Source organism: Bacteroides sp. L008 (assembly GCF_040812255.1).
Lineage (GTDB): Bacteria > Bacteroidota > Bacteroidia > Bacteroidales > Bacteroidaceae > Bacteroides > Bacteroides vicugnae.
The window spans coordinates 3,624,214-3,635,865 of sequence record NZ_JBFNXO010000001.1 but is presented as its reverse complement, the minus strand read 5'-3'; the positions used below and the strand labels follow the sequence as shown (position 1 = coordinate 3,635,865).

Genomic DNA, 11,652 nt, shown 5'->3' with positions numbered 1-11,652 from the left:
AAGTTAGAAAGAGAGGATGGTACTGGAGTATTTAAAATTATTCGTGACATTTGCGAAGATTGGAATGTTTACTATTGGTGGTGGTTATGCCATGATTCCGTTGATTGAACGGGAGATTGTTGCCAAACAATGGATGGGTAAGGAAGAATTTATGGAGATGTTTGCTTTGACACAGTCACTTCCGGGGGTGTTTGCGGTGAATATTTCTATCTTCGTAGGATATAAGTTGTATAAGGTGGGTGGGAGTCTGGTGTGTGCATTGGCTACGATTCTTCCTTCTTTCGTTATCATGATGCTGATAGCCATGTTTTTTGCACGGTTTCAGGATAATGAAGTGATGATTCGCATCTTTAATGGAATACGTCCTGCCGTAGTAGCATTGATTCTGTTTCCTTGTATTTCTGCTGCAAGAGCTTTGAAACTGAAGTATTTTCAGTTGGTTGCTCCTGCCATAGCTACCGTGTTGATCTGGCAGTTCGGCTTATCACCTATTTATATTGTATTGGCCGGAATTATAGGGGGATTGGTATATACATTATGGTTGAAAGAAAAAATAGCGAATAAACAGGTATGATATATTGGCAATTACTTTGGGTGTATCTTAAAATAGGTATGTTCGGTTTTGGGGGTGGATATGCGATGCTTTCCCTGATTCAACATGAGATAGTGGATCTCCATCATTGGCTGACTCCTCAACAGTTTACGGATGTGGTCGCAATTTCGCAGATGACTCCGGGACCGATTGGTATAAATAGTGCTACGTACGTAGGCTATGCGGTAACACAAAGTGTTTGGGGAGCTGTGTTGGCCACTCTAGCCGTTTGTTTGCCTTCTTTTATTTTGGTATTGCTCATTTCTTATTTCTTTGCGAAGTGTAAGGATAATAAGTATATTAAAGCGGCTATGTCCGGACTGCTTCCTATGTCGGTCGCCCTGATTGCTTCTGCTGCATTGCTTATGATGAATAGAGAGAATTTTATGGACTATAAAAGCATCGGTATTTTCGCAGTCGCCTTTGGGGTTACATGGAAATGGAATCTTCATCCTATTCTATTGATTTGTCTGGCGGGTGTGGTAGGATTGTTGCTGTATTAGTAATGCTTATAGGAAAAAGAAAATCCCGGTTAAACACTGCGTTTAACCGGGATTTCTATTATAATATTATGAAAGAATGGTTAGTTCTTGTTTGCACGTTTACGTTCAATTTCGTCCAAAATCACTTTACGCATACGCATTGCTTTAGGGGTAACTTCTACATACTCGTCTTCCTTGATATACTCCAGTGCTTCTTCGAGTGAGAACTGGATAGGTGGAATCAGACGTACTTTATCATCCGAACCGGAAGCACGCATATTCGTCAACTTCTTCGATTTGGTAACATTGATAACCAGGTCGTTGTCGTGAGAATGCTCACCTACTACTTGTCCTGCATAAACATCATCCTGCGGGAAGATAAAGAACTTACCGCGATCCTGCAATTTGTCGATGGCATAAGCGAAAGCTGTTCCACTTTCCATAGCAATCATAGAACCGTTCGTACGACGTTCGATTTCTCCTTTGTGCGGCTGATATTCTTTGAAGCGGTGTGCCATGATGGCTTCACCGGCAGAAGCAGTCAGTACATTGGTACGCAATCCGATGATACCACGAGAAGGCATATCGAATTCGAGATTGATACGTTCGCCCGTGTTTTCCATCTTTACCATCTCGCCTTTACGACGGGTAACCATATCAATAATCTTGCTGGAATATTCTTCCGGTACATTGATGGTCAACTCTTCAATCGGCTCGCATTTCACACCGTCGATTTCTTTGAAGATAACCTGCGGCTGACCCACCTGTAATTCGTAACCCTCACGACGCATTGTTTCGATCAATACAGAGAGGTGGAGTACGCCACGACCGGAAACAATCCATTTACCGTCTTCCTCACTCTTTCTTACACGGAGAGCCAAGTTCTTATCGAGTTCTTTCATCAGGCGGTCATGGATGTGGCGTGAAGTCACAAACTTACCATCCTTGCCGAAGAAAGGAGAATCGTTGATCGCAAACAACATACTCATGGTCGGCTCATCAATAGCGATTGGCGGCAATGCTTCCGGATTCTCGAAATCACAAACTGTATCTCCAATCTCGAATCCGTCGATACCTACCAGTGCGCAGATGTCACCGGAAGAGACTTCGCTTGTTTTCACGCGGCCTAAACCTTCGAAAACATGGAGTTCTTTGATTTTGCTCTTGAACATATCGCCGTTGCGTTTCGCAAGCGTTATATTCATACCTTCTTTTAATGTACCGCGATGTACGCGACCTACGGCGATACGACCGGTATAAGAAGAATAATCCAGAGAAGTAATCAACATCTGGGGAGTGCCTTCCAGTTGTTTGGGTGCCGGAATATTTTCGATGATACAATCCAATAGCGGAGTAATACTGTCAGTCTGTTGCTTCCAGTCGGTGCTCATCCAGTTGTTTTTGGCGGAACCGTAGATTACGGGGAAGTCCAGCTGGTCTTCCGTTGCGTTCAGGCTGAACATCAAATCGAAAACCATTTCGTAAACCTCTTCCGGACGGCAGTTAGGCTTATCTACCTTATTAACTACCACGATAGGTTTCAAACCGATTTCCAGCGCCTTTTGCAGTACGAAACGAGTCTGGGGCATCGGACCTTCGAAGGCGTCTACCAACAGAATACAACCGTCGGCCATATTCAATACGCGTTCTACCTCACCACCGAAGTCGCTGTGTCCCGGAGTATCAATAATATTAATTTTTGTACCGTTGTAATTGATGGATACGTTTTTGGAGAGAATCGTTATACCACGTTCACGTTCCAAATCGTTGTTATCCAGGATAAGTTCACCACTATTTTGGTTGCTGCGGAATAAATTTCCGGCCAATAGCATTTTGTCAACCAGCGTTGTTTTCCCATGGTCAACATGGGCAATGATTGCAATGTTTCGAATATTTTGCATATAATACCTATTATTTGGCTGCAAAGGTACGAAAATAGGATTAGAAATATATGCAATGATAGCAATTTTTTCTTGTAAATCGTTGTGTGATATAAAGATAATGCCTATCTTTGCACGCTCAAAAGAATAATTTATCAATTAAAATTCTAAGAATTATGTATTTAGACGCTGCTAAAAAGCAAGAAATCTTCGGAAAGTACGGAAAGTCTAACACTGATACCGGCTCAGCTGAGGCCCAGGTGGCTTTGTTTTCCTACCGTATTTCTCACCTGACTGAGCACATGAAGCTCAACAGAAAAGATTATAGTACTGAAAGAGCGTTAACAATGTTGGTAGGTAAGCGTCGTCGCTTGCTCGATTACCTGAAGGCAAGAGATATCGAAAGATATCGTGCTATTGTTAAAGAGCTCGGTTTGCGTAAGTAATCTACTTGTCGCGAAAAGATTAAGAGCCGTTCCTCATTATAGAGGAGCGGCTTTTTTAGTTTCTTCTTTTTCTTCCTGACAGTCGTATTTTCTTCAGTTATAATTGTGTCCATCTAAAGATTTTGCTATTTTTGCAACTTAATTATTATAATTTATCACCTTTGATAACTAAAATGCTTTCAAAATGGATACAAGTAAGATTGTTGGCGAAAAGATTAAAGCCCTCCGCGAAGATAAATCAATAAGCATAGAAGAGTTGGCACAACGTTCGGGTTTGGCTATCGAACAAGTTGAACGTATTGAGAATAATATTGATATACCTTCTCTTGCACCGCTAATTAAAATAGCGCGTGTGTTGGGAGTACGTCTGGGGACTTTTCTTGATGACCAGGATGAAGTCGGACCGGTGGTATGTCGTAAGAAAGAAGCCAAAGATGCGATTAGTTTTTCCAATAACGCGATTCATTCTCGCAAACACATGGAATATCACTCGTTGTCCAAGTCAAAGGCAGATCGTCATATGGAACCGTTTATTATCGATGTGATGCCAACGGAGGATACCGACTTCGTGCTTTCTTCTCATGAAGGGGAGGAGTTTATCATGGTTATGGAAGGTATCATGGAAATCAGCTACGGTAAGAATACCTATTTGTTGGAAGAGGGTGATAGCATTTATTATGATTCCATTGTTCCTCATCATGTACATGCTTACGAGGGGCAGGCTGCAAAAATCCTGGCAGTAGTTTACACGCCGATTTGAGTTGAGTATAAAGTATTAAGTATTAAGTATAGAAAGAATCCCATGCAATTATTTGATCGTACTTTGGGACAGTGGCTCGAGCACTGGGCTGAAGAGACTCCCGATAAGGAATATATCGTTTATTCCGACCGCAATCTCCGTTTTACCTGGAGCCAGTTAAACCGTCGTGTGGATGATATGGCGAAAGGGCTTATCGCCATTGGTGTGGAACGTGGTACCCATGTGGGTATCTGGGCGGCTAATGTTCCCGATTGGTTGACATTGTTGTATGCTTGTGCGAAGATCGGTGCGGTATATGTTGCTGTGAATACGAACTATAAACAATCGGAGTTGGAGTATCTTTGCCAGGATTCGGATATGCATACGCTTTGTATCGTGAATGGCGAGAAGGACAGTGACTTTGTGCAGATGACCTATACAATGCTTCCCGAATTGAAAACCTGTGAACGCGGACATTTGAAGAGTGAACGTTTTCCGTACATGAGAAATGTAGTGTATGTAGGGCAGGAGAAACATCGGGGTATGTATAATACAGCGGAGATTCTGTTATTGGGAAATAATGTGAAAGATGATTGTTTGAGCGAACTCAAAAGCAAGGTGGATTGTCACGATGTGGTGAATATGCAATATACGTCGGGAACTACCGGTTTTCCGAAGGGAGTAATGCTGACACATTATAATATTGCCAATAATGGATTTCTGACTGGTGAACACATGAAGTTCACGGCAGATGATAAACTTTGCTGCTGTGTTCCGTTATTCCATTGTTTCGGAGTGGTGTTGGCTACCATGAACTGTCTGACTCATGGTTGTACGCAGGTAATGGTGGAACGTTTCGATCCGCTGATTGTATTGGCTTCCATTCATAAAGAACGTTGCACGGCTCTTTATGGAGTACCGACTATGTTTATTGCCGAGTTGCATCATCCGATGTTTGATCTCTTTGATATGTCTTGTCTTCGTACAGGTATTATGGCAGGTTCTCTGTGTCCTGTCGAACTGATGAAGCAGGTAGAAGAGAAAATGTATATGAAGGTGACTAGTGTGTATGGACTGACAGAGGCTGCACCGGGTATGACAGCTTCTCGTATTGATGATCCGTTTGATGTACGTTGTAATACGGTAGGGCGTGATTTTGAATTTACGGAAGTAAAAGTGATCGACCCGGAAACTGGTGAAGAATGTCCGGTTGGCGTACAAGGTGAGATGTGCAACCGTGGATATAACACCATGAAAGGATATTATAAAAATCCGGAAGCAACGGCAGAAGTGATCGATGAAAACAACTTCCTGCATTCCGGTGACTTGGGTATCAAGGATGAAGATGGAAATTACCGGATTACCGGACGCATTAAGGATATGATTATCCGGGGTGGTGAGAATATTTATCCGCGCGAAATAGAGGAGTTTCTTTATAAACTTGATGGAGTGAAAGATGTTCAGGTGGCAGGTATTCCTTCTAAGAAATACGGTGAGGCAGTCGGAGCATTTATTATCTTGCAGAAAGGTGTGAAAATGCAGGAAGCCGATGTTCGTGATTTTTGCAGAAATAAAATATCCCGTTATAAGATTCCGAAATATATATTCTTTGTGAATGAGTTCCCGATGACAGGTAGTGGAAAGATTCAGAAGTTCAGATTGAAAGATCTGGGATTGCAACTTTGTAAAGAGCAGGGAATAGAAATTATCTAGGACCTGTGATTGCTTAAAGACACACAAAGTTTTTCAATATAATAAACGGTGAACGGTGAACGAACTGCATGATTGTTTGCAGAGAGTTCACCGTTCATTATTTGTATTATTGTCTTATCCGGTTTTTGCTGTGGCGGGTTAAGTGCTGCGCGCTGCTAAATGAAATCATCACCCAGTTGCATTTGGGCGTCATTCACATATTTACGGATGGCATGTTCTTCATCTTTGCGGCAGATTAAAAGAACGTTGTCTGATTCTGCTATTAGAAATCCTTCCAATCCATCAATTACGGCCAGTTTTCCTTTTGGAAGTACTACCATGTTATCTTTACTATTATAAATAAGCGAATGGCATTTCAGAGTAACATTGCCTTCTGAATCCCTTTCCGATAAATCATAAAGTGATCCCCAGGTTCCAAGATCAGACCAGCCAAAATCTCCTAACGATACATACACGTTGTCCGCTTTTTCCATAATACCGAAATCGATGGATACATTAGGACATGCGGGGAAATTTTCTTCAATAAATGCTTTTTCCTTATCGGTGGCATAAATATCTTTTCCCGGTGCCAGTTTGGAAGCTAATTCAGGCAACAAATCTTCATTTGCTTTGATGATTGTATTTACATTCCACATAAACAGTCCGGAATTCCAGTAAAATTCTCCGCTTTCTACGAATACTTTAGCTAATTCCAGTTCCGGTTTTTCAGTGAATGTTTTTACTTTGTAGAAGTTTTCACCTGCGGGTTCATCTATTTGTATATATCCATATCCTGTTTCCGGACGATTGGGTTTAATACCTAATGTTAGTAGTTTTTCAGAGCGTGAAACAAATTCAAGTCCTTTTTCAATAGCGGCAAGAAACTCATCTTCTTTTAAAATTAAATGGTCTGAAGGTGCAACTACGATATTGGCGTTTGGATTCAGTGCCCGGATGTGGTAAGAGGCCCATGCTATACATGGAGCCGTATTTCGTCTTGCAGGTTCCAGCAGAATTTGGCTTTCGCTTACTTTTGGCAATTGTTCCTTCACTAAGTCTGCATACATTGCATTGGTAACGATGAAAATGTTTTCTGTTGGAATAACCTTTTGGAACCGGTCAAAAGTCTGCTGTAAAAGTGAACGACCCGTTCCGAAGAAATCTAAGAATTGTTTAGGCAATGTTTTGCGGCTAAACGGCCAGAAGCGGCTTCCAATGCCGCCACCCATAATCACGCAATAATTATCCTGGTTTGTCATGATAGTGACTCTATTTTAAAGTTTCTGCTAATGTACGGTTTATTCTCTGAATAGAGAAGTGTTTAAGATATGTTTTATTATTTTTTTCTCCTTTTTTTTGCCAAACTATTGTGGATTCAAAATAATGTCGTATCTTTGCACCGCAATTGAGAAATCAAGTATGCGCCCAGATGGCGGAATCGGTAGACGCGCTGGTCTCAAACACCAGTGGATTCACTTCCATCCCGGTTCGACCCCGGGTCTGGGTACTGAAGCGGAGAAAGTTGAAAAACTCTCTCCGTTTTTCTTTTCTACTCCTCGTAACTCGTTGGTTTGCTGATAGATTAAATCTGGTACTTTGTTATAAGAATTGGTTCGATATTACGGGCTTTGATGTCACTTTCGTGGATAATCTGATAAAACAGGATGAAATGTACATCCCCGCATTAAAGAAAAAAGTGCCGGTATTTTATTATTATGATTAGTGGTTTTTCGGATTTTTCGTTAGAATTTCCGGATTATTACTTCTATAGGTTGTAGTTGTGTAGTGTGTTGTTGTACTATGTACTGCCAGTGTTTGCAGGGTGTCCTGATCTTTCGGTATGACACCCCAGCAAATCTTGATTATAGAGCTAGTCAGTCGTTATCTGTCCAGCCATTTCTTGAATGTGGCAGCTTTCTCCCGGCTTATCAGAATTTCCTCCTGCGGATATCCGTTCATTTCTACCTTTAATTTATAGTTGAACCAGTTGCTGACTTTCTTAATGTGCCCCACCTGTATCATATGCTGGCGGTTTGCACGGAAGAAAGAAGTAGGGTTCATTTCCTTTTCCAGTTGGTCCAATGTGGAAGGAATGGTGGCAGAGGTGCCATCCGTCAGATAAAGGCGGGTTATGTTCTGTTGAGAGTGGATGAAACAGACGTTTTGGACTTCGATAGTGATATATTCGTCTCTGCGGGATACCAGAAATCTTTCCCGATAATGAGGGGTGGGAATAGCCCCACTCAGGTATTCCAACAGCTGTTCCAGATTCGGGGCAGTGGTAGTAGGAGATGAGGGGGATATTCTTTCTATCGCTTTTTGTATAGCTGCTTCCAATTCATCCGAGTCGATAGGCTTCAGCAAATAGTCGATACTATTGAATTTAAATGCCTGTATAGCATACTGGTCATAGGCAGTGGTGAAAATGATGGGCGAGACTATCTCCACTTGACGGAAAATGTCGAAACTTAATCCATCCTGTAGGCGGATGTCGGAGAATATCAGGTCCGGCTGCTCCCGTTGGAGGAAATCTATGCTTTGGACAATACTTTTGGTGATGCCGGAAATTTCGTAATCAGGGTGCAGTGCACAGATGTAACGTTGCAGGCGTTCGGCACTGTGGTTTTCGTCTTCTATAATCAGAACTTTCATGGAATTTATCATTTCGTTTAAAGCGTTGAAAGGGTGACACGATAGATGTGTTCATCCTGATAGATTTCAGGGGCGGGAGCACCAGTGAGCTGATACCGCTCTTTGATATTTCGCAGCCCGATGTGGTGGGTGGAAGAGTTCGGAGTAAGAGGTTTGCAGTTGTTTTCCACTACCAATTTGTTCCCATCAGAATATACACGGATGAATAGCGGTGTTTCTTCCGACACTTGATTGTGCTTGATAGCATTCTCCAGTAACATCTGCAATACAATGGGAGGGATCTGTCTCTCGCGGATAGCGTCCTGAACTTGTACTTCTACCTGTATGGCATCCTCAAACCGTATTTTGAGTAGGAAGATATAAGCCTCCAGACTGGATAATTCATCGGCAACGGATGAAAGATTCTTATCTACATTAGCTACGATATGCCGGTAAACTTTGGAGAGACATTTGATGTAGATGGGAGCTGTGGCATCTCCCGTCTCTACCAGGTCGAGCAGGATGCTGAGATTATTGAATATAAAATGCGGGTCTATCTGCATCTTCAGTGCGTCAAGGCGTGATTGCTGACGTTTCAGTTGTAGGTTTTTTTTCTTCTTTTGCAGAATGATGGAGATAGACATTAGAATGAGGATGACGGTAAAAGCAATGACAATAATCCAGCAATAGAAGACCCAGTAGCGGTAGTATTCTGCCTCTGCGACTTCGGAGTCACGGATCGTTTTTCGAAGTTTATCCACATTCTCTATTTGAGCAAGGTCCTCGTTATAAGCGATGCTGTCTATCTGTGCTTGATAGTGCGTCAGTCTTTCCAAGCAGTCTGATACACCATTGAGAGAACCGGTACGTATATTCAGATCTGTCAACTGGCGATAGGTTTTCAGGCAGATAAAGGGGTTATTACTCTGACTGCTTCGGTTTAGGTAAAAACGAGCGGAATCGATTTGTTGAAGATCGGAATGTATCTTGCCGAGCAGATAGTCGACCGAGTCCTGATATAAATGCGGGATTTGCAGAGCATAGATACGAGCGGAGTCGGACATGTGCTTGTCGGCATATTTTTCGCTAAGGAGGAATAATAACCGGGCTTGCAAGGAGCCGGAGTAGCCTTTCATAGAAGCTGTTTTGAGCAGAGGAATACTCTCATCACCGTCATTTGTCCGGGCGTAATAGTGGGTGAGTTCAGAGTAGGCTTCGGCAATGAGAGAGGGATTGTTTAGTTCCCTGGCTAGAGAGAGGGCGGCGAGTTTGGCCTCTTTCTCTTCTTTCATCATGTGCTTAGTGTGGTAAACCTGCCCTTTGAAGTTGTTGAGGTAGAAGTTTAGTTCGCGAAGATCGTACACATCGTTGTTGTATTGTGTGCAGAGGGTGAAATATTCTACGGCTTCGAGCAGGAAATTAGAGTGGCGGGCTATCTCGCCCCGGTAGTAATATATTTCCGTCAGGTGTAATGAGTCCGCTTTATATTTGAAGTAAGGACTGACGATGTTAAGTAGCGAATCCGGCACAAGATATTCCTGTATGCCGATGAGAGCACCGGCTTTTACTAAATCGCACATCATGTAGTTCCTTTCGCTCAAGAAAGTACGGTTTATCTGTTCCACATCTTCCAGTGCTTTTCGTGGATTCACTTCAATGAGTCCGTTGGCATACTCCAGACGGCTGCGTGCGGAGCGGTTCACACGATAGAGGTAGTAAGCGGAAAAGCTTACCACAAGCAGGAATATTGCGGCTGTGAGATAAATACGTTTTCTTATCATAACTGCGTAATCAAGTCTGAAATGCAAGTCTATTTATTAGGATGGACTCTTATCTTTGTTTGGGCAAAAGTAGTAAATAATACCAAATAGCATTACATCTTCATCACAACTTTATATGAAGAGGATAGGTCTTTGGCTTCATTCATTCCGTTTCACCACTTATCTCTGCGGTTTCGTCCCCCAAAAATCCGGCTTTGACCAGAATTACATTGCGGGAGCGGGCGCTGACACCTACTTTTGCACCGCTCTTGTGAGAACTAATCAATCACTATAATACATTGAATTTTATGAAAATGGAAACAAACAAAATGTGGCAAATCTTCATGCTGACAACACTCCTTACTCTTGCCGGATGCAAGAACGGAGGAGGAGAATATTCGCAGTCTGTATCGGAATATGCGACGATGCAGGTGGCACCAGTCAATAAAACTCTTTCTACCCAATACCCGGCGGCTATCCAGGGTAAGCAGGATATTGCTATCTTTCCGCAGGTGACGGGAACCATCACCCGATTGTGTGTAAACGAGGGACAGGCGGTGAAACGTGGACAAGTGCTTTTCATCATCGACCAGGTTCCCTATCAGGCAGCTTTGGCCACAGCCCGGGCGAATATGGAAGCAGCCGATGCTACATTGGCTACGGCACAACTGACTTACGATAGCAAGAAAGAACTCTTTGCTCAAAACGTCATTTCGGCTTATGAATTGAAAACGGCCGAGAATAATCTGTTGATGGCGAAAGCCGGACGCGCACAAGCCAAAGCGCAGGAGCTGAGTGCTGCCAATGACCTTTCCTACACCGAAGTGAAAAGTCCCTCGGATGGAGTGATCGGTACACTTCCTTATCGCGTTGGTACACTTGTTAGTGCCGGAATGGTACAGCCACTAACTACTGTATCAGACAACTCGGACATGTATGTTTACTTCTCAATGACGGAAAATCAACTCTTAGGACTCATTCGCCAATATGGTTCTAAAGAGAAGGCTTTGCAGTCGATGCCTGCTATCGAACTGGTGCTGAATGACCGGACTACCTACGAAGAAAAAGGTACCATAGCAACTATCAGCGGAGTAGTGGATGCTTCGACAGGAACTGTCAGTGTACGGGCTGCATTCCCCAACAAGAACGGACTGCTGCATAGTGGAAGCTCGGGAAATGTGGTGGTGCCGGCGGTCTACAAAGACGGTATCATCATTCCTCGTGCAGCAACTTACGAAGTGCAGGACAAGGTCTTTGTCTATAAGGTAGTGGATGGCAAAACGCATTCTACCCAAATAAGTGTGGAGCGTGTGGACGGTGGACAGGATTACATCGTGACGAACGGACTTGCCGTAGGGGATGAAATCGTGACAGAAGGTGTCGGACTACTACAGGATGGAATGCCGATAACAAAGAAGAAGTAACTAACT

General features: G+C 43.0%; 11 protein-coding genes and 1 tRNA gene. 8 read left to right on the top strand and 4 right to left on the bottom strand.

Annotation, left to right across the window (positions count from 1 at the left end; genetic code table 11):
• Positions 1-16: 16 nt before the first annotated feature.
• Both AB3G73_RS14660 and AB3G73_RS14655 read left to right on the top strand, forming a co-directional pair.
• A complete protein-coding gene (locus AB3G73_RS14660; RefSeq protein WP_320975087.1) occupies positions 17-574 on the top strand; it encodes a chromate transporter in 558 nt (185 codons plus the stop codon).
• On the top strand, positions 571-1,095 hold the full coding sequence (locus tag AB3G73_RS14655; RefSeq protein ID WP_367745154.1) for a chromate transporter: 525 nt from the start codon (positions 571-573) through the stop codon (positions 1,093-1,095). Before AB3G73_RS14660 ends, AB3G73_RS14655 begins: the two co-directional genes overlap by 4 nt.
• Positions 1,096-1,175: 80 nt before the next feature.
• Here AB3G73_RS14655 and typA read toward each other — a convergent pair whose 3' ends face one another.
• The gene (typA, locus tag AB3G73_RS14650) at positions 1,176-2,975 is read right to left on the bottom strand and encodes a translational GTPase TypA (RefSeq protein WP_148365553.1); all 1,800 of its coding nucleotides are present in this window, start codon (positions 2,973-2,975) and stop codon (positions 1,176-1,178) included.
• Between the two features lie 155 nt (positions 2,976-3,130).
• On the opposite strand from typA, the gene rpsO reads away from it, so the two are divergent.
• The 3 genes from rpsO to AB3G73_RS14635 all read left to right on the top strand — a co-directional run bounded on the left by rpsO (position 3,131) and on the right by AB3G73_RS14635 (position 5,852).
• On the top strand, positions 3,131-3,400 hold the full coding sequence (rpsO, locus tag AB3G73_RS14645) for a 30S ribosomal protein S15 (RefSeq protein WP_004296393.1): 270 nt from the start codon (positions 3,131-3,133) through the stop codon (positions 3,398-3,400).
• A gap of 184 nt (positions 3,401-3,584) precedes the next feature.
• On the top strand, positions 3,585-4,160 hold the full coding sequence (locus AB3G73_RS14640; RefSeq protein WP_004296396.1) for a helix-turn-helix domain-containing protein: 576 nt from the start codon (positions 3,585-3,587) through the stop codon (positions 4,158-4,160).
• A 42-nt stretch (positions 4,161-4,202) separates the two neighbouring features.
• Complete coding sequence (locus AB3G73_RS14635; RefSeq protein ID WP_367745152.1) at positions 4,203-5,852, top strand: AMP-binding protein; 1,650 nt, start codon at positions 4,203-4,205, stop codon at positions 5,850-5,852.
• 155 nt (positions 5,853-6,007) lie between these two features.
• Here the strand turns inward: AB3G73_RS14635 and AB3G73_RS14630 are convergent, their stop codons facing one another.
• The gene (locus tag AB3G73_RS14630; RefSeq protein WP_195650244.1) at positions 6,008-7,090 is read right to left on the bottom strand and encodes a mannose-1-phosphate guanylyltransferase; all 1,083 of its coding nucleotides are present in this window, start codon (positions 7,088-7,090) and stop codon (positions 6,008-6,010) included.
• A 164-nt stretch (positions 7,091-7,254) separates the two neighbouring features.
• Here AB3G73_RS14630 and AB3G73_RS14625 point away from each other — a divergent pair.
• Positions 7,255-7,338, top strand: a tRNA-Leu gene (locus tag AB3G73_RS14625).
• Between the two features lie 15 nt (positions 7,339-7,353).
• The gene (locus tag AB3G73_RS14620) at positions 7,354-7,554 is read left to right on the top strand and encodes a hypothetical protein (protein ID WP_195650245.1); all 201 of its coding nucleotides are present in this window, start codon (positions 7,354-7,356) and stop codon (positions 7,552-7,554) included.
• 158 nt (positions 7,555-7,712) lie between these two features.
• Here the strand turns inward: AB3G73_RS14620 and AB3G73_RS14615 are convergent, their stop codons facing one another.
• A complete protein-coding gene (locus AB3G73_RS14615) occupies positions 7,713-8,483 on the bottom strand; it encodes a LytTR family DNA-binding domain-containing protein (protein ID WP_148365550.1) in 771 nt (256 codons plus the stop codon).
• Between the two features lie 17 nt (positions 8,484-8,500).
• Entirely contained in the window at positions 8,501-10,243 is a 1,743-nt protein-coding gene (locus tag AB3G73_RS14610) for a histidine kinase (RefSeq protein ID WP_367745151.1), read from the bottom strand.
• A gap of 323 nt (positions 10,244-10,566) precedes the next feature.
• On the opposite strand from AB3G73_RS14610, the gene AB3G73_RS14605 reads away from it, so the two are divergent.
• A complete protein-coding gene (locus tag AB3G73_RS14605) occupies positions 10,567-11,646 on the top strand; it encodes an efflux RND transporter periplasmic adaptor subunit (protein ID WP_234133110.1) in 1,080 nt (359 codons plus the stop codon).
• The last annotated feature ends 6 nt before the right edge of the window (positions 11,647-11,652 follow it).